Source organism: Alphaproteobacteria bacterium, assembly GCA_033762625.1.
Taxonomy (GTDB): Bacteria; Pseudomonadota; Alphaproteobacteria; order UBA9219; family RGZA01; genus RGZA01.
In genome coordinates, this window is sequence record JANRLI010000002.1 from 24941 (window position 1) to 48110 (window position 23170).

Annotated in this window: 27 protein-coding genes; 12 read left to right on the forward strand and 15 right to left on the reverse strand. The window is 50.6% G+C overall.

The genetic code is table 11. The features are described from left to right. Positions 1 to 36: 36 nt before the first annotated feature. On the reverse strand, positions 37 to 2094 hold the full coding sequence (locus SFW65_00270) for a hypothetical protein (GenBank protein MDX1921547.1): 2058 nt from the start codon (positions 2092 to 2094) through the stop codon (positions 37 to 39). Positions 2095 to 2274: 180 nt separating this feature from the next. On the opposite strand from SFW65_00270, the gene rsmG reads away from it, so the two are divergent. The 3 genes from rsmG (at position 2275) to SFW65_00285 (ending at position 4836) form a co-directional block, all read left to right on the forward strand. After that, entirely contained in the window at positions 2275 to 2904 is a 630-nt protein-coding gene (gene rsmG, locus SFW65_00275) for a 16S rRNA (guanine(527)-N(7))-methyltransferase RsmG (GenBank protein ID MDX1921548.1), read from the forward strand. A gap of 44 nt (positions 2905 to 2948) precedes the next feature. Beyond that, positions 2949 to 3776 carry an AAA family ATPase gene (locus SFW65_00280; GenBank protein MDX1921549.1) on the forward strand — a complete coding sequence of 276 codons (828 nt, stop codon included), beginning with the start codon at positions 2949 to 2951 and terminating at the stop codon, positions 3774 to 3776. Between the two features lie 73 nt (positions 3777 to 3849). Continuing rightward, entirely contained in the window at positions 3850 to 4836 is a 987-nt protein-coding gene (locus SFW65_00285; protein ID MDX1921550.1) for a ParB/RepB/Spo0J family partition protein, read from the forward strand. Between the two features lie 26 nt (positions 4837 to 4862). Here the strand turns inward: SFW65_00285 and SFW65_00290 are convergent, their stop codons facing one another. Then, the gene (locus SFW65_00290; GenBank protein ID MDX1921551.1) at positions 4863 to 5126 is read right to left on the reverse strand and encodes a hypothetical protein; all 264 of its coding nucleotides are present in this window, start codon (positions 5124 to 5126) and stop codon (positions 4863 to 4865) included. Between the two features lie 104 nt (positions 5127 to 5230). Further along, positions 5231 to 5716: a hypothetical protein gene (locus tag SFW65_00295; protein MDX1921552.1), complete on the reverse strand. Its 486-nt coding sequence runs from the start codon at positions 5714 to 5716 to the stop codon at positions 5231 to 5233. A 194-nt stretch (positions 5717 to 5910) separates the two neighbouring features. On the opposite strand from SFW65_00295, the gene SFW65_00300 reads away from it, so the two are divergent. Further along, entirely contained in the window at positions 5911 to 6138 is a 228-nt protein-coding gene (locus tag SFW65_00300) for a hypothetical protein (protein MDX1921553.1), read from the forward strand. Here the strand turns inward: SFW65_00300 and SFW65_00305 are convergent. The 5 genes from SFW65_00305 to SFW65_00325 form a co-directional block, all read right to left on the reverse strand. Continuing rightward, positions 6135 to 6701, reverse strand: coding sequence for a Smr/MutS family protein (locus tag SFW65_00305; GenBank protein MDX1921554.1), 567 nt, complete (start codon positions 6699 to 6701; stop codon positions 6135 to 6137). The two genes, SFW65_00300 and SFW65_00305, sit on opposite strands and share 4 nt — an antisense overlap. A 174-nt stretch (positions 6702 to 6875) precedes the next feature. Next, positions 6876 to 8540: an outer membrane beta-barrel protein gene (locus SFW65_00310; protein ID MDX1921555.1), complete on the reverse strand. Its 1665-nt coding sequence runs from the start codon at positions 8538 to 8540 to the stop codon at positions 6876 to 6878. Between the two features lie 237 nt (positions 8541 to 8777). Then, a complete protein-coding gene (locus SFW65_00315) occupies positions 8778 to 9668 on the reverse strand; it encodes an MltA domain-containing protein (GenBank protein MDX1921556.1) in 891 nt (296 codons plus the stop codon). 3 nt (positions 9669 to 9671) lie between these two features. After that, positions 9672 to 10088 (reverse strand): MAPEG family protein, encoded by a 417-nt coding sequence (locus SFW65_00320; protein MDX1921557.1) that lies wholly within the window; start codon positions 10086 to 10088, stop codon positions 9672 to 9674. Between the two features lie 9 nt (positions 10089 to 10097). Then, positions 10098 to 10820: a Tim44/TimA family putative adaptor protein gene (locus SFW65_00325; GenBank protein ID MDX1921558.1), complete on the reverse strand. Its 723-nt coding sequence runs from the start codon at positions 10818 to 10820 to the stop codon at positions 10098 to 10100. A 214-nt stretch (positions 10821 to 11034) separates the two neighbouring features. Here SFW65_00325 and SFW65_00330 point away from each other — a divergent pair, with 214 nt between their 5' ends. The 4 genes from SFW65_00330 to SFW65_00345 all read left to right on the forward strand — a co-directional run bounded on the left by SFW65_00330 (position 11035) and on the right by SFW65_00345 (position 13867). Beyond that, on the forward strand, positions 11035 to 11310 hold the full coding sequence (locus SFW65_00330) for a hypothetical protein (protein ID MDX1921559.1): 276 nt from the start codon (positions 11035 to 11037) through the stop codon (positions 11308 to 11310). A 79-nt stretch (positions 11311 to 11389) separates the two neighbouring features. Beyond that, the gene (locus SFW65_00335) at positions 11390 to 11971 is read left to right on the forward strand and encodes a histidine phosphatase family protein (GenBank protein ID MDX1921560.1); all 582 of its coding nucleotides are present in this window, start codon (positions 11390 to 11392) and stop codon (positions 11969 to 11971) included. A 174-nt stretch (positions 11972 to 12145) separates the two neighbouring features. Continuing rightward, on the forward strand, positions 12146 to 12607 hold the full coding sequence (gene secB, locus SFW65_00340) for a protein-export chaperone SecB (GenBank protein ID MDX1921561.1): 462 nt from the start codon (positions 12146 to 12148) through the stop codon (positions 12605 to 12607). A 117-nt stretch (positions 12608 to 12724) separates the two neighbouring features. After that, a complete protein-coding gene (locus SFW65_00345; protein ID MDX1921562.1) occupies positions 12725 to 13867 on the forward strand; it encodes a hypothetical protein in 1143 nt (380 codons plus the stop codon). A 3-nt stretch (positions 13868 to 13870) separates the two neighbouring features. Here the strand turns inward: SFW65_00345 and SFW65_00350 are convergent, their stop codons facing one another. Together SFW65_00350 and coaE are read right to left on the reverse strand one after the other, a co-directional pair. After that, entirely contained in the window at positions 13871 to 14623 is a 753-nt protein-coding gene (locus tag SFW65_00350; GenBank protein ID MDX1921563.1) for a hypothetical protein, read from the reverse strand. A gap of 50 nt (positions 14624 to 14673) precedes the next feature. Then, positions 14674 to 15270, reverse strand: a complete 597-nt coding sequence (gene coaE / locus SFW65_00355) for a dephospho-CoA kinase (GenBank protein MDX1921564.1) — start codon at positions 15268 to 15270, stop codon at positions 14674 to 14676. A gap of 98 nt (positions 15271 to 15368) precedes the next feature. Between coaE and SFW65_00360 the strand changes: the two genes are divergently transcribed. Together SFW65_00360 and SFW65_00365 are read left to right on the forward strand one after the other, a co-directional pair. Next, on the forward strand, positions 15369 to 15902 hold the full coding sequence (locus SFW65_00360; protein MDX1921565.1) for a hypothetical protein: 534 nt from the start codon (positions 15369 to 15371) through the stop codon (positions 15900 to 15902). Between the two features lie 53 nt (positions 15903 to 15955). Then, complete coding sequence (locus tag SFW65_00365; protein ID MDX1921566.1) at positions 15956 to 16507, forward strand: hypothetical protein; 552 nt, start codon at positions 15956 to 15958, stop codon at positions 16505 to 16507. A 3-nt stretch (positions 16508 to 16510) separates the two neighbouring features. On the opposite strand, the gene SFW65_00370 is transcribed toward SFW65_00365, so the two are convergent. From SFW65_00370 to SFW65_00385, 4 genes are all read right to left on the reverse strand, one after another. Beyond that, the gene (locus SFW65_00370; GenBank protein ID MDX1921567.1) at positions 16511 to 17395 is read right to left on the reverse strand and encodes a shikimate dehydrogenase; all 885 of its coding nucleotides are present in this window, start codon (positions 17393 to 17395) and stop codon (positions 16511 to 16513) included. A 64-nt stretch (positions 17396 to 17459) separates the two neighbouring features. Next, a complete protein-coding gene (locus SFW65_00375) occupies positions 17460 to 18299 on the reverse strand; it encodes a hypothetical protein (protein MDX1921568.1) in 840 nt (279 codons plus the stop codon). A 71-nt stretch (positions 18300 to 18370) separates the two neighbouring features. Continuing rightward, entirely contained in the window at positions 18371 to 19027 is a 657-nt protein-coding gene (locus tag SFW65_00380; protein MDX1921569.1) for a Maf family protein, read from the reverse strand. Positions 19028 to 19031: 4 nt separating this feature from the next. Then, a complete protein-coding gene (locus SFW65_00385) occupies positions 19032 to 19874 on the reverse strand; it encodes a pyruvate, water dikinase regulatory protein (GenBank protein MDX1921570.1) in 843 nt (280 codons plus the stop codon). 442 nt (positions 19875 to 20316) lie between these two features. Between SFW65_00385 and hemE the strand changes: the two genes are divergently transcribed. Together hemE and hemH are read left to right on the forward strand one after the other, a co-directional pair. Then, positions 20317 to 21360 carry a uroporphyrinogen decarboxylase gene (hemE, locus tag SFW65_00390; GenBank protein ID MDX1921571.1) on the forward strand — a complete coding sequence of 348 codons (1044 nt, stop codon included), beginning with the start codon at positions 20317 to 20319 and terminating at the stop codon, positions 21358 to 21360. A gap of 11 nt (positions 21361 to 21371) precedes the next feature. Further along, positions 21372 to 22412 carry a ferrochelatase gene (gene hemH, locus SFW65_00395; protein ID MDX1921572.1) on the forward strand — a complete coding sequence of 347 codons (1041 nt, stop codon included), beginning with the start codon at positions 21372 to 21374 and terminating at the stop codon, positions 22410 to 22412. On the opposite strand, the gene SFW65_00400 is transcribed toward hemH, so the two are convergent. Continuing rightward, complete coding sequence (locus SFW65_00400) at positions 22413 to 23099, reverse strand: sugar transferase (protein ID MDX1921573.1); 687 nt, start codon at positions 23097 to 23099, stop codon at positions 22413 to 22415. Between the last annotated feature and the right edge of the window lie 71 nt (positions 23100 to 23170).

Here is a 23170-nt window from a genome sequence, read left to right on the forward strand (position 1 = left end):
CGTCGCGCATCTTTTCCATAGGGGTTTTATTAACCTCTACGGATTTCGTGTAACCCTTGGCTGCGCTGCGCGGTGTTCCGGCGATATCCGGTTTTCAATCGCTACAAAGGTTTCGGCAACCGCCAAAAACTGCGATGCTTTTGAAATATCAAACACGTCGTTTTCGCTGCGCAAATTGGTTTCCGCATCAACCCATGTGGTGTGGCCGGGCGCAATTTTTTGAATACGTTTTATTTCTTCGGCTAAATTATGCGGACCCAAGCCACCGGCATACCCCGTAAAGCGTCCTTCCACCGGCGGAAGATATTCACGCGCAACCTTGCCAGCACCAGCCGAGACATCGTGGAATACCGATACATTTTCAACATCCGTGAACAAGGCCAGTAATGCCTTCTGGTCTTGCCCGTACTGAATAACAAATTCGGTGTTGGGATATTTTTTTATCTGTTCAACCAAATCGCTTGGGTTGATGTGATCACCCGCATGTTCAAAGCGCAGATTAAGTTGCACACGCTTGAATTGGGTTGCCAGTTTGACGGTATCGGCATCGCCCGCTGCAAAATCAGCCAGCGCCGAACCACATAAATGAATGGCCGCATGCTGGCCCTTATAATCTTTGACAAAGCGGTTGATCCATTCGCGCGTTGGATAGCGGGATTCCCCTGCATGTTCGGGATACCATAAAATGCCCACTTCCATGAACGGGAAACGCTTGGCAAGTTTGCTGAGATCGCGGATGCGCACAGCATCATCGACGCCCGATATCGCGCAATATTTGAGCTTGATGTCATCATCATTGGGTTTCAATGTCGGCACACCGGCGTATAAATCGCTTAAGGTCACACCGGGCACAAAACCTGCTTCCTTGGCGGCCTGAACGTAGTTATAAGCGCCGGCATAGTAATTATCATCGGTGACTTTGCCGACCATTTCCTGCCAGGCTCTGGGCGGCACGCGGTCAGGCGGCAAGGATACGCGCACGCCAACGGTGGTGTCTTTGCCAGCGATATTGGCAAACTTCGCGCCGTTCATGGAATAGAGGAAATGGATGTGCTTCAAACCAAAAAGCTGCGCGGTTTCGCCCAGAATTTTATGCAAGCGCACATCTTCGCCGCCCACATAATCATGCGTGTGCTGGAAATAAAATTCGGCCGTGTCCGGCAATTGCTGGGACTCACGCGACGCATAAACGCCTTTTTTAACAACGGCGCCAAGCGCGCGGCCTTCAAAGCGGCGCTGCGCCAAAATGAACACGCCGCCCGCACGCGCCAAACGCACGCCTTCTTCTTTTGCAAAATCCATATAGGCCTTGCAGGTGCAGCGTGACGAGTCATGGATATCGGAATTGTCGCATGCATCATGGATGCGCAGACCAATCACGGTTTCCGGATTGGACAAGCGGCGGATATCACCGATCACCTGAAAATTGATGCCTTCATAGGTTGGCAAATAAACTTCCAAATCCCGGCGGTTGATGAAATCAGGATTATTGGTGCCTTTGAATAATGCTTCGCGCAGCGTGTCTTCGCTCATCTCGAACAACTTGGCAACGCTGGGCAAATGCCATACGGCATTCGTTGAAACCTGCGTGGTTTGCACATAGACATCGCCGTTCTGGTCTTGGCGCACGACAACACCGTCGGGCTGCATGGTTCCGGCTTTTACTTCGCGTTCGATGCCTTCAATATGGGCTTCATCCGGCGTTGCGGAAATCATTGGTTTGATTTGCGCGCCGTCATTCATCAGATCGCCAAAGTATTCATGCGGGCGGAAACCGAATGGATCAAGCGTCGCAAGCTTGGTTGGATCAAAGGTGCCAGCGCCTTCCTTGGCGGCCTGCGCAGCTTCACTTAACGGGCGCGGTAATGGCACAAAGGTGGAGCGCAATAGGGCAGGCGTTGGATCATGCAAATCGGTAATCTCGCCTTTGGCGCGCGCAATCTCGTAAAAAATACCGTAAGGGCCCGGGAAATTTCCAATCACATTGCGCGCATAGCCATTGCCATCGCGGATAATCAGCGGGCCGCGTTCCTGCGCGGTTGATGCACCCCAATGAATTGGAACATGCTTGAGCTCGGTTGCTGGGGTCGTCATAAAGAAGGCCTCGCGCTGGAAAATAAATAAAAAATCTGCCCCCTCTTAGCATTCCGGCGAAGAAACAAAAAGAAAAAATCTCGTTGATTTTCTTAATTTTTTAGCGCCCAGTTACTTCATTGGTAACGCTTAACCAATTCCCCTAAATCGGTTTTAACAGTTTTAAATTAACGTCACGAAATGGCTGGCTTTTTCACCGAAGATGATTTCTTAACAGCGACCGAAGTATCCGCAGAGGTCATGGGGAAGCTGCGCCATTATCATGCGAAATTATTGGAATGGAACCCGAAGATTAATTTGGTTTCAGCAAGCACCCTTGATGAAGCATGGCAGCGCCATTTCATGGATAGCGCTCAGCTTTACCCTGTTTACCGCCATTCAGGTGATCAAAACACAACCCTTGCCGATATGGGCAGCGGCGCCGGCTTTCCCGGTATGGTGCTGGCGATTATGGGAGCACCCAACGTGACCCTGATTGAAAGGGATGTAAGGAAAGCCGCGTTTCTTCGTACCATCGCCGCTGAAACCAAAACCAAGATTAACTTGCTGAACCTCGATATCAAGGACGTGACCCTTAAATTTGATGTGATTACCAGCAGGGCTTTGGCTGATCTTTCCGAGCTGCTGGAAATGTCGGAACATATCCGTAAACCATCCACACATTGCTTGTTTTTAAAGGGGAAAAACCTTGACGCTGAACTCGTAAAAGCGCAAAAAGATTGGACAATGGCGGTGCGCAAAATGGAAAGCGTGACCGACAATGAAGCCTATATAATCAGGCTTACGGAATTGAAACGAATATCGCCTTAGCGCAGATTATGCTGCGTTTTTAGGCAGCATAAAGGGGGCGCGCTTTGGTTGAGACTTTTCCGAACTGTCGCATTATCGCATTAGCAAATCAAAAAGGCGGCGTTGGTAAAACCACAACCGCGGTCAATCTTGCAACGGCCCTTGCTGCGGTTGGCAAAAAAGTACTGGTCGTGGATGCCGACCCCCAAGGCAACGCATCAACCGGTTTTGGCATTATGCGCTCCAAGCGCGGCATGGGTACGTATGAATTGCTCGCTGCCGAAGCGCGGGTGAGTGAAGTTGCACAAGCAACCATCATTCCGAATTTATCTATCGTTACATCCTCCACCGCGCTTGCTGGCGCGGAAATCGAATTGGTTTCTGCTGAACAGCGTGAATACCGATTGCGCAACGGGTTGGAAGAAGCGCGTGATACCTATGATTTTGTACTGATTGATTGCCCGCCGTCACTTAACATGCTCACGCTTAACGCACTCGTTGCAGCCGATGACGTGCTGGTGCCTTTGCAATGCGAGTTTTATGCATTGGAAGGTGTATCGCAATTGGTGCGCACCATTGAACGCGTAAAGCAGGCATTTAATCCTGATCTGGAAATCGAAGGCGTGGTACTGACCATGTATGACAAGCGCAACGGGCTTTCGGCCACGGTTGAACATGATGTGCGCGAATTTTTCGGCGAGAAGGTTTTTGAAACGGTTATTCCGCGCAATGTGCGTGTATCCGAAGCGCCTTCGCACGGCAAACCGGTTCTGGTGTATGATTTGAAATGCCCCGGCAGCCAAGCCTATATGCACCTTGCGCGTGAAGTGTTGCTGCGCGACCGCGCCATGCTGGCACAAAAGAAATCAAGTCACGAACAACGCGTCGCCTAAGTTTTTTAACGAGCTTTTTTTAAAAAGATAGACCATGACAAATCCATTGCGGAACCCCCAAGGAAACAACACGATGAACGCCCCCATTTCCCAACAGAACAATCCCGCCAAGCCAGCGCGTTTAGGCAAGGGTCTATCAGCGATTTTTGCCGATGAAGATCCAACCGCACCTGACCAAACCGGCAATCCGCGTACATTGCCCGTTACCCAGATTTACCCCAACGCCAAACAGCCGCGTAAGATTTTTGACAAGGCTGCACTGGATGATTTAACCGCGAGCATCAAGGAAAAGGGCATTTTGCAACCCATTTTGGTGCGCCCGCATCCTGATAAATCGAATGCCTATGAAATCGTGGCCGGTGAACGCCGCTGGCGCGCATCGCAGCAAGCGCAATTGCATGAAGTGCCGGTAATTATCCGCGACATCAAAGACCGCGATGCGCTGGAATTCGCGCTGATTGAAAACATGCAGCGCGATGATTTAACGCCGATGGAAGAAGCAGAAACCTTCCAGCGGTTGACATCCGAATTCGGCCACAGCCAGGAAGAGATTGGTACGGCGCTGGGTAAATCACGTACCTATATCGCCAACACGCTTCGCTTGCTGCAATTGCCTGATGCAGTAAAGCAATTGATGCGCGATCATAAAACACTGACCGCAAGCCATGCGCGCGCATTGCTTTCGGCGAAAAACCCGCTGGCACTAGCCAATGAAGTGGTGCAAAGCGGATTATCGGTGCGCCAGACCGAAAACCTTGCCAAGACCAGCCATGATGAAAAAGGCATAGCGGCGGGCGAGGGCGGCAAGCGTAAACCGCAACTGCAACTGCCGAAAACGGCACGCAAAGGCAGCGCGGTACAACGTGGCCAAGCCGCGCGCACCATTACCAGCAATGACAGCGCCGATATTAAAGCACTGGAGCGTGAAGTATCCTCATGGCTCGGGCTTAAAGTCGCGCTCACCCAAAAGGGGGATGGCGGCAAATTGCTGATTGAATATCAGACGCTGGACCAGTTGGAAGACGTGCTGAAACGCCTTTCAATTCCACCTAAGGAATAGGCCGCGAAAAACAACTGATTGATTTCTTAGCGTGTGCCCGGCATGTAAATCGGCCTAATGCCATATGCGCCTGTGCGCGTATCAAATCCGGCGGCGCCATGGGTAACGGTTTTACCGCCAAGGGTTGCATAACCATTCACATTGAATAATTGACGTGTCGCCAAATCAGATGCCCAACCATTCTTGAAATCAAGTTCGGCAGTCTGGATCATTGGCTCAACTTTAGCTGGTTTTGCAGCAACCCGTTCGGTCATACCGCTAAAATTCGTTATAAAAGCATCTACAGCCATGAAAGCACCCGATAAATAAAATGGAATATGGGTGCATCATAGAAAATTATGATTACAGCGACGTTAATGATGGTGCGGATTTAGTTTGAATTTTATGGATGAGATTAAGCTACGTCTGTGCCGGGTTCTGTGGGTTTAATATCGCGCACCAGATGCGGGCGGCCCGCCACAATAACCGTTGATTTGAATTGGTGATTAGCCGCTTTGGGCAAGGCCGCCAAAACTTCGGCAACCGGTTGGTTTACAAGCACAAAACGCTCCCGGCCATTTATCTTCCATGCGATTTTGGTTTGTTGCTCTGGATGCGACCGTTCTTCAGCTTCAACTGCCGTGATGGTGTAATGCGCATAAGCAGGGTTCACCGCCACCATGCCTTCACGCGCCGTAAAGGTTACAAATTCGAGCGCGGCGGCTAATTCTTTTACGCTGCGTCTGGCGGGGATTTGCCCGACATCACGGACATGCACAATCGCTTGTGCGGTATATGGAATTTTACTGGTGTCGAAAAATGAAAATTCGTTGTAAGGCCGGATAAGCATGATGCCGTCTGTTGAAACAGCTGCGCCATTAATCTTCGTACGATGCGGCATTACAAGCTCCCCTTTATTACTCAATAGCGAATTGGGTTTAGGACGGTATGAAAAGCGTAACCGTAAGGCACGAAACTAAAAAGGGAGAAGTGTTTAACCCAAGCAGAAAGGGAAAAAATGAAAGTAATAAGCCCTCTATTCATTAATGGCTTGGGCACTTATAAGGAGCGGGACATATTTAAAAAGAGGCATAAATGGCAAGAAAACCCGTTGTTATTCAAGACGTTCCCGCAGATGTCGCCGCGCGCATCGCCGATGAAATGGTGGAACTAACCCAATCCCGTACACCCGATGCTACGGATGGCGAAGCCTTCGAGCCGCATATGAATAATGCCGCTTCGCCAAATCTTGGGCCGCGCCGTCCATCCCGATTACCGCCAAAGCCAACACCGCGGTACCGCACCTTTGACGATATCAACTAACGCTTCTTTAGGGTGATAATAAACGCACCCGCACCGCCTAATTCGCGCGGCGCGGGCGCTATGCCTGAAATATGCTGTGCGCTTGCCGCATGTGCAGCAAGCCATCGTGATAAGTTCTTCTGCAATACACCTTCGCTATTCGAAGCACTGCCTTTTCCCGTAATAATCAGAACAGTTTTTAAACCGCGCGCAACACTTTGCGCGATGAAGGCGATGGCTTTGCGATATGCCGTATCCTGCGTTAGTCCGTGCAGGTCCAGCCGTGCATCGATGGTGCGTTTCTTGTGTTTGATGTTTGAAAATACATCGGCCGCAATAGCGGGTAATTCGTGTGGTGCTTTTTTAACTGCGGGTTTTGCAATGGGCGTATGGGCTATCGCGTGCCACTTTTTCTTGAACGCTTCGTGTGATGATTTGGTGGAAGGTGGCAATTCCGGCTCTGCGTCCGCTTTGTGTTGGCGTTTTTTCTGATGCTTTTCGGTTTTCTTGTGCGGCTCGATCACTGACGTCGCATGCTTCCACAACGCGCGGTCTTCATCCGTTAAATACGATTTCTTTTTCATAAGTTTCACATGTTTTGGGCGAACCCTCTGCGCTCTTATTCGTCATTCGCTCTGCGCCTTCTTGTTAAAACAAGCGGCGCAACCGCTCGGACGAAGTTGGTGCAACCGGCCCTGCCCTAATAAAAAACCCCGGTATTGCTACCGGGGCTTAGATTAGTTCACCTGCATCCGCGATTAAAGATTATTGCGGAAGCCAATCATGATGACGTGCTTGCTTAAATCGGTTGTTGTAGAGGTTCCATCGCCTGCTTTCAGGGTCAAACCGGTGTTCTGCTGATAACGGTAACCGAAATCAACCATTGAGCTGTTGGAAAGGTTGATACCGAGCCCTGCCATCATCTGCCATACAAAGCCGACATCATTATCATCCATCACCACGCCGGTTGGGCCGGTACCAAGGCGATCAAAATCGCTGTAGCCCAAACCGATACCGCCGCCAAGGTAGGGCGAGAGATAGCGGTTAGCGCGGAAATCAAGATAACCATTGGCCATTAAATCAAGGCTGCGCACAAACCCATATGCAGCAGGGTCGGTGAATTTGGTTGCACCAATTTTATGGCTGTCAACCAAGGCCTGATCATAGGTCAGCTCGATTTCAGCGCGCGGCGCAAGCCAGCTATTGAATGATTTGAACTCGTAACCTGCGGCGGTGCCAAGCTGCCAACCGGTTTCAAATTCCTGTTCCACTTTGCTTCCACCGAAATTGAAACTGGTGCCTTGCGGAATGGTAAGGCCAGAGCGAATGGCGAGATACCATGGGCTGCTGGTGGTTGGATCAAACGCCATGGATGCATCGCCGGACCGCGTTGACGCAGCCGATGCTGTTGGTTGCGGATAGCTGTCTTGCTGAACAGCAAATGCTGTGGACGGCGAATAGATTTGCGTCTGGGTTGTATAGCCTTGCGGTGCATAACCTTGTGCGGGTTGCTGCGAGGCATAGGTATAGGCTTGCGCCTGTGACTGCTGCGCAGCGTCTTGTCCAACGGGTACTTGCGCATATTGCGGCTGTGCATCCGCTGGCGATTGATAGCCGTAATTTGGCGCAGTGTAGGATGGCGCGGACACAGGCGCGTTCGATGCCACCTGATAGGATGACTGGGTGGACGAAGTGCCGTCATAGGTCGGCGACGCCGTGATGCTGCCGGCTGGCGCTGAATAGGTCGGGCTTGGATAAGTTGTAACTGGAACTTGTGCGGTTACAGCCGGCGTGGTCATGGATGGCGGCTGGTAGCTTGGAGGTTGCACGCTAACCGATGGTGCTTGATAGCCCGCAGAATAATTCGGTGCGCTTGCTGTTGGCGCTTGACCACCGTACGCGTAAGCTTGGGTTTGCACATAGCCCGAACCTGCAGGTGCGGTCATAGATTGTGAATATGGGGTTTGTTGTGCGTTTGGTGCGGCACCATAGGGTTGTGGCTGCGCGCCTGCTTGGCCGCCATTTACAACATAGCCCACGCTGGATGCTTGCGGCGTAGTTGTGCCATAGGATGAGATGCGTGTTGCAGGAAGATAGGTTGGAACAACACCGTATTGCGCGGTTGTTACTGGATGCGGCGTTGCTTGGCCATAGCTAACGGCGCCTTGTGAACCATATTGTGAACCATATTGGCCCGAATATTGATTGAGCGGCGCATAACCTTGTTGCGCTTGAAACGATGGCATCATCATGGATTGGGGTTGTGGCGGTGGCAATGGAACAGTGCCATAGCCATAAGGGTCGATATTCGATGCCGAATAATTTTGTGCGAGAACAGGCGCACTAAAAATAAAGGGGGTGAAAAATGAAAGCGCTAAAATAGAAACGGATTTGAGTAATAATTTTTTTGGCAGGATGGGCATGATTTCCTCGTGAGTGGGGGCCTTAGAGTAACGTGTTTGAAGCGGATTTTCTGAATAAAAAATAGAAACTGAATTTGGCGGCGTATCGCTTAGCGGTCAAGCGGAACATTCCGTTTTAGCCCAAAAAATATGTTAATAATAAAGGGGTTAAGATGGTGCACAGTGTTGTCCGCCCGCATTAGCGGGCGAGACCGCAGGATTATCTTCTGGCGCGGTCTTTGGTTACCTGATTAAGTCTTAATCAGGTAACAATACCCACATTTCGCCTTGCGCATTCATCGCGCCAGCGAGCGCTCCAGCGGCATCGCCAGAGCCAAAATAAATATCTCCGCGAATGGTGCCACGAATGGCCGAACCCTTATCGGCTGTGCGTAATTTGCGAATAAAAGGCTTGTTTTGTTCAATTGGATGAGTGGTAGCCACAATGACATCAAGCCCATAGGGCCAGGTGCTGTCATCAATCGCAAGGCTGGCTTCGGGTGTTAACACTTCGCCGCTTGCGCCAATCGGGCCAGCTCCATCAATCATCTTAAAGAAGATGAAGGACGCATTGGAACAAAACACGTCCACTTGTTGTTCGGGGTTGGCGCGCAGCCAAGCCTTGATCGATTGCATGGTGATGGGCAATGGCCCAGATGATGTTTGAAAGGCGCCCATATCCTTCAACGTCTTGCCAATCGCGGTATAGGGGTGGCCCGATTTGGCGGCAAACCCTATGCGAACTATATGCTCAGACGCCGCAAGGCTTCGCTCGCATAAGCTCGCGGGACTGCGGTCGCAGTCCTCATCATGCAGCAGCACAGCAGCGCTGCCTTGCACATGCGCAAAAAATAAATCCACCGCATCATCCGTGTACAACAGTTCAAGGTTTTGTCCATCGAGGGCGCCATTGGCAACATCACGTCGTGTTACCTTGGGCGTGACAGATGGTGCTCTGTACACCGCGTGGATATAGGGGTGTTTTTTGGTGCGGCTGCCGCGCAGCAAGGGTTCAAAATATCCGGTAAACAGGCCTTTTGTTGCGCCATGTTCATCAACAACGCGGTACGGGATCAACCCCGCCTCGGGCACATGCGGAACATCATTCCAAGAAACTTTTTTTAGAAATTTCCTGAAATCTGTCGCCACGTTCTAGTGGATGTAGCCGAGCAGAATTCCGCCAAGCGTGAACTGGCATGCCACACCGACGATGAAGGAAAGCGTGCGAAGAAAAGGAACGCCAAGGGTATAAAGCACGTAATGCGCCGCGCGCGCATAGAAATAGATTTGGCAGGCAAGTGCAGAGGTTGAATTGCCAAAGCCGGAAAAATTCACAATCAGCACCAGCGTTGCAAATACCACCAGATTTTCAACCGCGTTGTAATGTGCGCGTTTCGCGCGCTGCGCCCAATGTGCGCTTAATACGGTATCGCCAAACCGGTCCGTGAATGCCTGAACCGGACCAAGCTGGATGATAAGCCGCGCAATATAGGGAACCCACATCGCCGCGGTCATCAGTGCCGTTAGGGTAAGCCAGAACAATTCAGGTGAAAGGGAAGGGGTTGTCATGAACAGCTCCTATTCTGATTTGGTTTCAGCAAGTTGCCAGTTGGGATTGGTGGATTTGGTATCGCGTTTGAATGTCCAGATATCGGTCAGGCGTTCAAGTTCGCGCCCCGGATCCTTGAGCAGCGTCCCGTTCTTGTCATAGACCATTTTTGATTGGTCGCTGACGCATTGCACGGTAATGAGCGCATAGCTTCCATCCATCGCGGCGCCAATCAAATCCATATCGCGGATGATGACGGTTTTCATTTCCCAGCGCTCGCCCTGCAATTCGCGCGCTGAAATCGCGTTTTCAAACGCTACATACAGTTTGGGCGTGAGCAGGTTCTTCAAGGTCCCGCGTTCACCGGCCGCAAAGGCGCGCACGATAATTTCAAAGGCAAGCCGCGCACCTTTTAAAAAGCTGCGCTCATCAAAGCTGGGATCGGCGCGCTGAATAGAAAAAAGTGCGCCGGCCAAAGATTCCTGCGCGGGCTCTGCGGCAAAGGGCTGGCCGGGAACGGGTGGTTGCAGACCAATAACTTTTTGCGTCGCCAGCGGCAAGGCCAGCAAATCATCCTTGCTGGCTTGCGGTTGGGCTGGTTTCTCGCCAGACGGAGGGGTGGGTTTTTGCGCAAAGGGATTACCCGCGCGCCATGACGGGCGGTTGCTTTCATTCCCGTCGCGCTGACCAAGAATGGTGTAGAGCCGGTAAATCAAAATGCCTGCGATGACTGCGTAAATCAGGGTTTCCAAGGAACAACCTTTAATAAAGATGAGGTTTTAAAATAGCGGGGGCAGCACGCTCGCGCAAGTATGCAAAGGTGAAATGCAAATCACCCACAGATATCACAGTTCAGCCACATTTTCTGATTACTTTAATATTGACCCAGCCTTGAGGAACCATAAGCTTCACGACTGATCTTAAAAAAATACCCCAACGATGAGAAACCCTTAAGGAGACATTTACATGAAAATTGCACGTACGTTAACCACCGCTTTGCTCGCTGTCGCATTGCTCGCACCTGTTGCTGGATTTGCCGCGCCAGCTGCGCCAGGCACAGCGCCAACTGGAGCAAACGCCGGTATTCACCACGTAAGCGCCAAGAAGCACCACCATGCCGTAAAGAAGCATCACCGTGCCAGCAAGAAGCACACCAAAAAAACATCTGCTTCCCAAGCAGCGCCAGCAGCATCCGAAGCTGATGTGGCTGCACCAGAAGCCGGCGCACCTGTAACTCAATAATAGTTCCAGTGTATAATTGATTTTAAAAGGGGGCGAATTTTCGCTCCCTTTTTTATTCGAATGTTGTTATGACCAGTTCATGTATTTTGTTCGTCACGGCCAGTCCGAATTTAATGTTGTCTATTCCGCTACCTTGCAAGATCCGGGTATTCGCGATGCGCCCATTACCAAGCGCGGCGCGGATCAAGCGCTTGGCGCAGCCAAACATCTAAAGAGCAGGCCTATCACCAAAATCATTTGCAGTCCCTACACGCGGGCATTGCAAACGGCTGATATTATCGCCAAGCATTTAGGTATCAAGGAGATGATGGCAGAGCCTTTGGCGGGGGAACGGCGCTTATTCACCTGCGATATCGGGACACCGCTTTCGCAATTAAGAAAAAAATGGCCATCGGTTGACTTTACGCGCGTTGAAAATGCCCACTCGGATAACAATAGCGGGGGCAGGGATGAGTGGTGGCCCGCAAGCGACGAAAGCGATGACGATATTGCGCGGCGCGTAAATGCGTTTGCCAAGCTTTATACGGGCGCGGTTGATGCGCACACCACCTTGGTGGTCAGCCACTGGTATTTCATTTTTACCCTTTCCGGTAAAGACACTGAAAATGCGCAAATTGTACGCCTTGATGAAAAGGGCATATACCATCGTGAAGGGCTTTAATTTCGCCATTCGCTCTGTGCCATTTTTTGATAGCGATGCCTGTGCGCTAAAGCGCAACCTGCCCTGCTGACGCATCACAACCGCTCGGGCGCAAGGTAACCCTTGCCAACCTAGCTAAAGCCACTTAAAACCTAGGCATCACCCCGTTTCCTCTTTTTAAAGAAAAATCCCATCATGGCCGCGATCACTGAACCTGCACCCATTTCCTTCAGCATCAATGCGCAATACATCAAAGATTTATCCTTTGAAGGTCCTGCGCATCCCGGCGATGTCATCAGCCCCAACCCGCCAAAGATTGATGTGCAGGTTTCGGCAGAAACGCGCCCGTTGGAACTCAACGTCTTTGAAGTGACGCTTAAAACACGCGCAAGCGCAACGGTTGAAAACAAGCACGCCTTTTTAATCGAGCTTGCCTATGCCGGCATCATCTCCACCCCACCAGGGCTTGAAGATCATGCGCTTAAATATTTGTTGCTGGTGGAAGTTGCCCGCCAGTTATTCCCGTTTGCACGCAATATCATTGCCAATGCAACACGGGATGGCGGCTTCCCGCCTTTGCTGTTGCAGCCAATTGATTTCAATGCGCTGTATAACCAGCAATTGCAGCATGAAGCAAAAACCGCCGGCACTGCTTAAAAAGCACCTGTATTCATTAGATTATTTTGCTGTTTTTTACTTTCGACACGCGCGTGCTAGAACCACGCGGTGATATTTTGCGTGTTTATTTTATTGATTTGAATGCCGCGTATTTAAATGACTGCCGAACCTGACGACGAACCGGTTGTTCCGCCTGCCAGCGACCCCAAACTTGACCGCATCCCGGAGCAAGGCCAGTTCCATTTCGCCAACACCGCCGATATGGCAAAAAATCTGCGGCATCAATTCAACGATGCGCTGATGGAAATCCTCACGCCCAAAAAAGGACAGGCGGCCGCCTATGCGGGCTGCGATGTATTGCTGACCTATGTGGGCGCCACCAACCATTCCACCATTCTGGTGATTGCAGGACTTGCAAGCCTGGTGGGCAGCTTGAACAATGCGCTGTTTGTTGGCGGGAATGTGCCGCATCTTATTCACGCCTACGGTATTTTGCGCGCACGTGAAATGATTGATTATCTAAAGCGCCGCCGCGGTGATGAAGACATGCGGTATCCCGCATTTCTTAGCAAAGCCGCGTTTGACGTCGCATTGCGAAAAGCCCTTCCGCCCGCAGCGCCTGAAATTGGCGAAGGCCATTCCGACAGTTATAAACGCACCCTGTATTGTTATGCGGTGGCGGGGGTTTGTTTTGTTGTAGCCGGCGCAACCGGAACCGGGTTTGACCAGTTATTATCGTTCATGAAGGGTGATGGACAGTTCACCGCTTCCGAAAAAGTGATTACGGGCGCGGTGAATGCAGCAAGCATCGGATATGGTATTTTATTTACGCTTGGCAATGCGATGAATCTTGCGCACACAACCTATCTGACAAAAATGACCATGCGTAACGCATTCATACATGCCAAAAACGAACCGGGCTGGGCGGCAAAATGGCAAAAATTCTGCGCCCATGCGCGTATTGAACATGCCAGCTCCGACACCTTGCTTGCTGCCAGCACCAGCTGGCTGGTTGCGGGCGCTGCGCTGGTCACTGGCGGGATGCTGTATGGCTCGCCCATGATGGTGAAGGCAGGCGGATTATTAATTACCGCAGCAGCGGTTTCGTATGTCGGGGATTATTGCGTCAGGCTGGATGAAAACAAATCGCTGCGTAGCGCATTCAAACGCAAGTCAAAAATGGTGTATCGCAGCAAAGCCAGCACGCGCATGCATTGGCTGACCAGCAGCAAGGTGCGCCGCATCAGCCGAATTGTGCGCAGCATTAAACAGAGTATGCACAAGAAGAACGAGTTATAATCCCTAGAACTGGATCGCGTATTTAAGCTTCCATTTCAGCGTAGCATCCGCTGTTGCAGGTGTTGCGCCAAAAGTATAAACAACCTCGTAACCCAGCTTTTGCGCTTTATCTGCGCCAAAGAGTTCATCAAACCCAAGATTGCCGAAAACGCTAGGGCCTATGCCCAACGTGCCATCGCGGAATGCATTTTGCTTTTTGGTATCACCCAGAATTTCAAAGCCGGGCTGGAATGCCGGCATCAGATTATATTTGGTTTGCCAGCGATAGATGAAGTTGATGCCCGCCTGCGCAGTATCGCCAAAATCTTTTTTCACATAGACGTTTGCGGTGTTTGAAAAATCTGCAATGTCTTTACGCGCCAATACGCCAAAGGTTACATCATGGCTGCTATCGGAACGGTCAGCGATAGTGAAATCATTATAAAGCGCGGTATCGGCAAAAAAGCCGTTTTTGGCCTTGGTCAGTTGCAGCACATTTTCAAAGCGCGTGCGGCGATAGGTGGGATCGCCCTTCTTGTCATCATCCGTCACCAGTTCCAGCTTGGTCTTCCAGTGGTTGGTAACGCCATAGATGATATTGTATTCGAATTCTTTGAGATGATCTTTGGGCAGCGCGCTATCGGATTGGTAGCGGCCCTTTTGTTCAATTTCCAAAAGCCCCTGCTCCACATTAGGACTTTTGACAGATTCACCTGCCACGGCAGGCGCTGCACCCAGCAGCAACAGGGAGGCAAGAATACGGGCAAAATATTTCATGGGTGACCTTTTCAAATGAGCCATGAAATCACCACATTGAATAAAGGAGGTCAACCCGCCTTAATGATGCGAATAAATGCCTTTAACCGCGCAAAGGTTACCGCCTTGCCAATACCGGTTGGAATAACACTATCCGCGCGGTGACGCTTTTTGGCATCGGGGATTTGACGCGATAAAATGGCCTTTAATTTCTGCGCATTCATGCCTTTGCGCGCCATCACGCGCTGGCGTTGAATAAAGGCAGGCGCGGAAACCACCATCACCTTGTCAACGCGCCGCTCTGCACCGGTTTCATACAGCAGCGGAATATCCAGCACCGCGATTTTTTTGCGCATGGCGCGGCAGCGTTTTAAAAATGCGTTTTGCTCTGCTTGAACCAGCGGATGCAAAATGCCTTCAAGCTTTTTTAAAAGCGCCGGATCATCAAACACTGCTGCGCCAAGTTTTGCGCGGTCAATCGAATTTGTTTTTTTGTCATAGGATGCGCCGTGAAGTTTGGCGACATCTGTAACGGCCTTTCCGTCCGGGCCCAGCAACGCATGGACCACATCATCGGATGACAATACGGGAAAGCGCAACCGCCTTAACATCTGCGATGCGGTGCTTTTCCCCATTCCGATTGAACCGGTAAGGCCCAATATGCGCATGTTTCCCCATATTTTATGGTGGTTCGTGACACTTTTGATGAAACTATTTTAACCCTTAAAACGCTTTATAATCAAACCATATTCTAGGGAAATTTATAATGCGTCACCATATTGCAAAGATATTAGAAGCCGTACGAAAAGCCAAATTGACCGATGAACGTAGCCGCGCGCGCGTCATCCGCCAATTGAACACCATCAATCCTTCCGGCGCGGTGTTCTGCGCCAAGGAATACGCGCAAGCGGTTGCCGATGTGATGGAGCATGAATTGCGCGGCTATTGCGACCCGTTCAAGGACGGTGAAGCCAGCGGCCCTGAAGAACGCCGTAAAGCGTTGGAACAAGTATTGGTGGATTGCAAATACAACGCCGAAGAATATGGCGAAGGCATCGTGGCACTGACCAATTTGATCGAGAACTTCCATATGTTCCTTGGCAAATTGGCGGATCAACACAATCTGGTGCTGTTGCACACCATCGTTGCGGCACATCCCGAATTGGTGATGCCAAAGCATTTCCCGCATTTGCTGGATGATGTACAGATCCACACGCTGACCATCGCATTTGCAGGACATGAAGAACGCGGCGGCACCCCTTCGTTGCCCCTTGCGGAAATGAAAGCGGCGTTGAATTAGTATGTATTTATTTACCGTTTAAAAAGCGCGCCTTTTGACATAAGATTTTTGCCATGCCATCCCCCACCGCAGACATTCTGACGCGTGCCTTGCTTGCCAAAGCGCCGATGTTCGGCAAGCTTGACAAAGCGATCAAGGAACTGAGCCGCATCGATATCCAGGATGTGATGGAATGCCCGGCGGAATATCTGGGCGCAGTTGCCAATCTGGTGGACATTGATCTCCGTGAAGCGATTGAAGAAGGACAGGAGCCTGACACCCTTTTGCGTGCCAAGCGCGCCTTTCTGATGGAATATCTGCGCGAGCGCAAGAACCGGCCCGAAAGTTGCGGCGCGTTTCTAAACGACATGGCGATGCTGATTACCAATGTGCAGCGCGTATGGTTGCGGTTAGCGGCAGAAGTTCCGCGCACGCGTATTTTTCAAATTGCGCCGCAATTTCCGGAATTGATATTGCCGATGAGTTTTGGAATGAAATTCTATTTTGCGCAGGACATCATCGACCCGAATTTGGTAACCGTGGTGCGTTCGGCTGCACAAACACCGGAAGAAGCGTTGCGGTTGCGTCGCACGCCGCTGCCACACGAACATATCAAGGTGCAGTAAAACTTATTCAGGCGCTTTGCTGTTCATAATATCGGTCATCAGCAGCAAGCGCGCGGTATCATCCACCACTGGCTTTACGCCGTACCATGCATGAAAGCCCGGCACCGCTTGGTGCAACAGCATGCCTAAGCCATCCATAATTGCATGACCACGGCGTTTGGCTTCGAGCAAAAGCGGGGTGTGAAGCGGCGTATAAACCAAATCAGTCACGAGCGCGGTATCATCGAGCGCGCGCAAATCAACATCCAGCGCTGGCTGGCCCTGCATGCCCTGCGTGGTTGTGTTCACCAGCAACGCACAATTTTTCATGGCATCATCACGGTCTTGCCAAGCCACCGGTGTAATTTTTTTTACAAACGGTTGCATTTCCTTTGCCAATATAATCGCGCGGTCATTGGTGCGGTTTGTTAAACGGATTTCACTGCACCCGCTTTCAGATAACGCAATAATCACTGCGCGCGATGCGCCACCCGCGCCCACAACAAGCGCAGGTTTCTTTTTCTGCCACGCCTTGCCCGCGCCTTCCAGATTGGTGGTAAAGCCATAGACATCGGTATTGCTGCCCGCCAAACTTCCTTTTTCGCCGACCACCACGGTATTGATTGCGCCGACTTTTTTGGCAAGTTCATCCACTACGTCCACGAGTTGTATGGCGTTTTCCTTATGCGGGACAGTGATATTGCAGCCTGCAAAGCCAAGCGGCGCTAGCGAACGAAGCGCCGATGGCAAGCTGAGCGGATCAACCGCCATGGGCACATAGGCACCATCAATCTGATAGCGGCGTAGCCAGTAATTATGCAGCAGGGGCGAGCGCGAATGCGCAACGGGAAACCCCATCACGCCTGCAATTTTTGCCTTACCGGTTATGTGTTGATATGGTTCAGTCATCGATTATCCTGCGGCGCGAAGTTTAAACGCGGAACGCCTGATAATAAAAGTCCTATTTTCAGGTTTAAGGGGCGGCGGGGTCAGGAAGCGTTTTAGGCTTGCAGTTAAACATGCCGTTGGGGAGTTCTTTGCAATCCTTATCCGGATAAAGTTGTCGCATGCCTTCAGCAGGATTGGTCCTAAGAAGCTCGTTGATATCGGCAATCCGCTGCGCTTCAGCCGGGTCGTGTTTGGCAATATAAGCCGCCATGGCTTCACGCACCAATTTTGTGGTTTCAGGAAAATCGCGCTCGATATCAATTGGTGTTCCATCCGGACGATTAAAGGAATGAATACCGCCATTAGATGCAAAAGATAAAATCTCGCAAAATGCTTCTTTGGCTGCGCCAGCACGGTCAAATGTTCCGCCCGGCATAAAATAATCGGCAACAGGTTTGATTTTGGAAGGATCCGTTTGGCCCGGATCATTCATTACAGCGAGCGCCTGCAGTTTTTGAATCTCGCGTGCATAAGTAGCTGCAAACTCAGCACGGAAATTCCTGTTTCGCGGATTATAATCGCTAAATACATTATGCCCGATCTCGTGATAGAGATTGCGTTTCAAATCATTATAAGGGCGCACTTCCATGTTGTCGTTGCGACCGGTGAATTGCACATGGCTTGTTGGCGGATCGGGCCGCGTATAACCCACAAAAAACGGTTTATAGGATGGGTTTAGCATGCGGATTTTTTCAGCAACCGCAATTTCACCACCACGACTTCCATATTGGGTGATGACGGCGGCATATAAATCCCGAGGCATTTCGGAAAACATTTGCTGATACTGCGCGCGGATGTGTTCCGGCACCGAGGAATGATACCTGATTACCTTTGCTTCACGCTGTCTGAATAACTCACCCGTCATGCGGGAATTATGCTCAAAAGATGCAAAAAAGCCCTTAAAAGCCAGAAAATGCTTATTTTAAAAGGTTTTAACTAACGAAGTAAAATACCCTGTTCGCGCAAGCTTTCCAAAAATGCCAGTAGCGGCAAGCCCAGCACCACAAAATGATCGCCTTCCACTTTTTCAAAAAGCTGGCTGCCAAGCCCTTCCAGCGCATAGCAGCCAACGCTGCCCAGTAAGCGTTCACCCATTTGCGCAACATAGGCATTGATGAATTCAGGTGAAAGGGTGCGCATAACCAATGTGGCAATTTCGGTTTTCTGCCACACCACTTTGCCATCGCGCAGCAATACGGCTGCGGAAATCAGCTGATGGGGTTTGCCGGATAACAGGTTCAACTGCTTACGGGCAATGTTTTCATCGCCGGCCTTATCAAACCAATGACCATCGCATTCCAGCATCTGGTCGCAGCCCAATACCAGCATGCCTTTGCGTTCGCTGCTGATTTTTTTTGCCTTGGCGAGCGCAAGCGCTTCGGCGGTTGCGCTAATGCTTGCGCCTTCGGCCTTGCAGATTTTCTTGATGCTGTCTTCATCCACATCCGATGCATCCGCAATGAAATCGAGGCCGGCGTTTTTAAGCATGGCGCGGCGGGTTGCGCTGCCGGATGCCAATACAAACAGCTCGCGCTGCCAAAGGTTATCTTGCTGAGCCCCATGAGTTCCTGGGTGATTGTTTTGCTGCGTCATCGGATTATCCCTTCAGGCGTTTTTTATTGAGCAGAATGAGAATTTCAGCGGATGTTTCTTCAATCGAGCGACGCGACACGTCTATCACCGGCCAGCCACGTTTGGAATAGAGGCGCCGCGCCTGCAATACTTCTTCTTCCACCGCATCTTCATTGATGTAGTCGGTTTCGCCTGTTTCATGCAGGAAGCGCAAACGATTACGGCGGATATCAATCAAACTGCCGGCATCGCGCGTCAGGCCAATAATCAGCGGCGTGGATAAATCATGCAGCACATCGGGCGGTTCAACATCTTTGACCAGGGGAATATTCGCCGCAAAGATACCGCGATTGGCAAGATAGAGGCAGGTCGGTGTTTTCGATGTGCGCGACACGCCCAGCAAAATGACATCAGCTTTATAAAGTTTATCCAGTCCTTGGCCATCATCGCATGCCAATGCAAATTCCATCGCTTCAATGCGCGCGTAATAATCGGTATCGAGGGTGTGTTGGCGTCCTGCTTCCTTGCGTGCGGTTTCCCCAAGATATGCGGATAATGCGCCCAGCACTGGTTCCAGCACGGGAATGCAGGGAATTTGCAACGTGCGGCAATGGTCAAGCAATTTACGGCGCGGGCCTTCGTGAATGACCGTGAATAATACAATGCCGGGCTTTTGTGAAATACCTTCCAAGACCATATCCATCTGGCGCTCATGACGGATCAGCGACCAGATGTGCTGATCGGCCTCCATATCCTCGAATTGCGCAACGCAGGCGCGCGCAACATGGTTTAATGTCTCGCCGGTTGAATCCGAAACCAGATGCAGATGAAAGACTTTTTTTTCTTTTTGATTTTTTTCTTCAGACATTTTTCACTTTTTTTTACTAGATTTGCGTTTGTGATTTTTTGTGACGGATTGCTTAGCTTATCTCGATTTCATTCTATTCACATTTTTACTCACGCGGCCTGTGCAGGGATTCCGCGTAACTAAAAAATTATCGCGCATCTAAAGTTTTGACATCGCGTTCCGTTTTCGCTCCGCCATTTTATCTGTCTGCGCATAAAAACTATAAAGTGTTTTCGGACATCGTGGTTTCTTTTTTTAAGGCCTTGTTTTCCTCCAACTTATCCACTTCCAAACCGCAGGGTTTTAGCGGATTGGCGCATATTTTTATTCGTTTTTTACACGTTTATACACATCGGCTTGCCTGCGTGCGTTTTCCGGTATCGAACGCTGGATAAAATGTGGAAAACCTTGTATCACCGTTATTCACAGCCATCTACTATCTACCTCTATTAAAAATAAAATAATGAAGAAGAATAAAAATATTTTATCCGTCTTAAAAAACGAAGTGCCTGCGCATACGCCGATTTGGCTCATGCGTCAGGCTGGACGCTATCTTCCCGAATATCGTGACTTGCGTAGTCGCGCAGGTTCGTTTATGAACCTATGCTTCAATCCTGAAATGGCTGCCGAAGTCACGCTTCAACCGGTTCGTCGTTTTGGTGTTGATGGCGCGATTTTATTCTCTGACATCCTGGTAGTTCCTTATGGCCTCGGTTACCAACTTGATTTCATCGAAAACGAAGGACCAAAACTTGAAACCGCTTCACAGCACGATGTTTCAAACCGATTGGCCGCGTTTGAAGCCGAAAGCTTTTTCAAGCGCACTGCGCCGATTTATGAAACTGTGCGCAACACAAAAGCCGCCCTCCCGCCTCATGTAACCATGATCGGCTTTGCCGGTTCGCCGTTTACGGTTGCGTGCTATATGCTGGGCGGAAAAGGCAAGGATGAATTCATCGAAGCCCGCTTAAAAGCCCAACAAAACCCCGCTTTTTTCCTCTCGGTTATTGATGCGTTAGTCACAGCCACCAGCTTTTATTTGAAAGAGCAAATCAAGGCTGGCGCGGAAGTTGTGCAGCTATTCGATAGCTGGTCGGGATTGGTGCCCGCACCCTTATTTGATGATTGGGTCATCAACCCCACCAAAAAAATCGTTGCCAATATCCGTTCCGAATTTCCGGAAATTCCGATCATTGGTTTTCCGCGCATGGCGGGCGCGAAAATTTTACGCTACGCAGAGCAAACAGGTGTGAATGCCCTTTCGCTCGATCAATCCATGGACCTTGCCTGGGCACAAAAAAACCTGCCAGCGCAAATCGCGCTTCAGGGAAATCTTGACCCGCTGTTGATGCAAGCCGAAAAAAATGTTTTACTCAAACATGCCGAACAGGTGATGCGCGATATGCAACGCCCGTTCATTTTCAATTTGGGCCATGGCCTGACGCCGCAAGTACCGCCGGAAAATGTCGCAGCATTGGTGGAATTTGTGCAGGGCTATAAAAAATAGGCGTAGAAATAATGAAAACAGCGGTCATTCTGTTCAACCTTGGCGGGCCCGATAAGCTGGACAGCGTAAAGCCGTTTTTGTTCAATTTATTCAAGGATAAAGCCATTATCGGCGCGCCGTGGTTCGTGCGTTATCCGCTGGCGCTCCTCATATCCTCAAACCGCGAAAAGGAAGCGCAGCATATTTATTCGGCGATTGGTGGCGGATCACCGCTGGTACCCAATACGCTGGCGCAGGCAAAAGCACTTGAAGAAAAACTTGGTGCGGATTTCAAAGTATTCACCGTAATGCGCTATTGGCACCCGATGGCGGCAGAAGTTGCAAAAGAAGTCGCAGCCTATGCGCCGGATAAAATCGTGTATCTGCCGCTATACCCGCAATATTCAACCACTACCACGCAATCATCTTTCGATGACTTTGATAAACATTTTTCTGCCATTCGCTCTGCGCGCCGTTTGAATAACGGGACGCGCAACCGCTCGGGCACGGACGTCACCGTTTCACGCATCAATTGCTATCCGGTGCAGGCAGGGTTTGTGAACGCCTATGCCGACCTCATCAAACCGATTTACGAGGATGTAAAAAACAAATCCGGTAAAGCGCCGCGCATTTTATTCTCCGCACATGGCTTGCCGGAAAAGAATATCAAGGCGGGGGACCCTTACCAATGGCAGGTGGTTGAGACAACAAAGGCCGTGGTTGCTGCATTAAACATCCCCCAGCTTGATTGGAAAAACACCTTCCAAAGCCGCGTGGGGCCATTGAAATGGATCGAACCTTATACCGATAAGGAAATCGAAATTGCGGGCAGCGAAAAAGTTCCATTGCTGATTGTGCCCATCGCGTTTGTCAGCGAGCATTCCGAAACCTTGTATGAAATCGAACAGCAATACCGCGAATTGGCGGCATCATGCGGCGTGCCGGTTTTTGCGCGCGTGCCGGCGGTTGCAACGCATCCCGCATTTATCGATGGCTTGGCGCGATTGGTGCGCGGCGATGAGGTTGTGAAAAGAACTTGCCCCGCCGAATTTACAAAATGCAGATGCGTTTAGTTATTTAGGATCCGGGTCGCGGTGCGCGTGACCATTCCCGTTGCTTTTTCCGTTACCTTTTCCATTTCTGGGACGTACCGCACCGCCCATGGGCGCATGGTTGGCGGTGAACATCACATAAATGGTATGCGCCAATATCTGCGCATCCAGTTTTAATAATGGCCAGCCACCGCGCTTTTTCATGCGTACATACAAAAGATCAAGCGCGCGTTTTTCTTCATCCGTTAAAAAATTATCGGGACGGGTATTCACCTGCGTAAGGCCGGTTAGCCCCGGCAGAACTTCATAGCGCTTATCCCAGCCGGGGACATGGCTAACATCTTCTTCCATCGGGCGCGGGCCGATAATCGCCATATCGCCTTTGAGCACATTTAAAAGCTGCGGAATTTCATCGATAGTGGTGGCGCGTAAAAGCGAACCGATTTTTGTGCGGCGCGCATCATCGGGCAATAATTGGCCATTCGCATCGCGTTCATCGGTCATGGTGCGTATTTTGTAGATGGTGAAGATGCGCTTGTTTTTGCCATAGCGCGGCTGCGTGATGAAAATGGGCCGCCCAATGGTGATATAGGTAGCCGCCATGGCGAATAGCAATGCGGGCGAAAGCAGCGCCGCCATGGGAAGCGCGGCAAGACGTGTTATCAATCCGCTGCGCGGTTTCAGTTTTTTCAGATACGAAAATTTCACGCTTGGCCTGTGGCTGTTTTCCGCGCTATTCTCGCAAATATGGGGCGTTAACGCACCCGTCTTAAATACTT

Coding starts and splice junctions, on each gene's coding strand:
- SFW65_00270 (MDX1921547.1), bottom strand. CDS start 2,094: ATGACGACCCCAGCAACCGAGCTCAAGCATGTTCCAATTCATTGGGGT.
- rsmG (MDX1921548.1), top strand. CDS start 2,275: ATGGCTGGCTTTTTCACCGAAGATGATTTCTTAACAGCGACCGAAGTA.
- SFW65_00285 (MDX1921550.1), top strand. CDS start 3,850: ATGAACGCCCCCATTTCCCAACAGAACAATCCCGCCAAGCCAGCGCGT.
- SFW65_00290 (MDX1921551.1), bottom strand. CDS start 5,126: ATGGCTGTAGATGCTTTTATAACGAATTTTAGCGGTATGACCGAACGG.
- SFW65_00295 (MDX1921552.1), bottom strand. CDS start 5,716: ATGCCGCATCGTACGAAGATTAATGGCGCAGCTGTTTCAACAGACGGC.
- SFW65_00300 (MDX1921553.1), top strand. CDS start 5,911: ATGGCAAGAAAACCCGTTGTTATTCAAGACGTTCCCGCAGATGTCGCC.
- SFW65_00305 (MDX1921554.1), bottom strand. CDS start 6,701: ATGAAAAAGAAATCGTATTTAACGGATGAAGACCGCGCGTTGTGGAAG.
- SFW65_00310 (MDX1921555.1), bottom strand. CDS start 8,540: ATGCCCATCCTGCCAAAAAAATTATTACTCAAATCCGTTTCTATTTTA.
- SFW65_00320 (MDX1921557.1), bottom strand. CDS start 10,088: ATGACAACCCCTTCCCTTTCACCTGAATTGTTCTGGCTTACCCTAACG.
- SFW65_00330 (MDX1921559.1), top strand. CDS start 11,035: ATGAAAATTGCACGTACGTTAACCACCGCTTTGCTCGCTGTCGCATTG.
- SFW65_00335 (MDX1921560.1), top strand. CDS start 11,390: ATGTATTTTGTTCGTCACGGCCAGTCCGAATTTAATGTTGTCTATTCC.
- secB (MDX1921561.1), top strand. CDS start 12,146: ATGGCCGCGATCACTGAACCTGCACCCATTTCCTTCAGCATCAATGCG.
- SFW65_00345 (MDX1921562.1), top strand. CDS start 12,725: ATGACTGCCGAACCTGACGACGAACCGGTTGTTCCGCCTGCCAGCGAC.
- SFW65_00350 (MDX1921563.1), bottom strand. CDS start 14,623: ATGAAATATTTTGCCCGTATTCTTGCCTCCCTGTTGCTGCTGGGTGCA.
- coaE (MDX1921564.1), bottom strand. CDS start 15,270: ATGCGCATATTGGGCCTTACCGGTTCAATCGGAATGGGGAAAAGCACC.
- SFW65_00360 (MDX1921565.1), top strand. CDS start 15,369: ATGCGTCACCATATTGCAAAGATATTAGAAGCCGTACGAAAAGCCAAA.
- SFW65_00365 (MDX1921566.1), top strand. CDS start 15,956: ATGCCATCCCCCACCGCAGACATTCTGACGCGTGCCTTGCTTGCCAAA.
- SFW65_00370 (MDX1921567.1), bottom strand. CDS start 17,395: ATGACTGAACCATATCAACACATAACCGGTAAGGCAAAAATTGCAGGC.
- SFW65_00375 (MDX1921568.1), bottom strand. CDS start 18,299: ATGACGGGTGAGTTATTCAGACAGCGTGAAGCAAAGGTAATCAGGTAT.
- SFW65_00380 (MDX1921569.1), bottom strand. CDS start 19,027: ATGACGCAGCAAAACAATCACCCAGGAACTCATGGGGCTCAGCAAGAT.
- SFW65_00385 (MDX1921570.1), bottom strand. CDS start 19,874: ATGTCTGAAGAAAAAAATCAAAAAGAAAAAAAAGTCTTTCATCTGCAT.
- hemE (MDX1921571.1), top strand. CDS start 20,317: ATGAAGAAGAATAAAAATATTTTATCCGTCTTAAAAAACGAAGTGCCT.
- hemH (MDX1921572.1), top strand. CDS start 21,372: ATGAAAACAGCGGTCATTCTGTTCAACCTTGGCGGGCCCGATAAGCTG.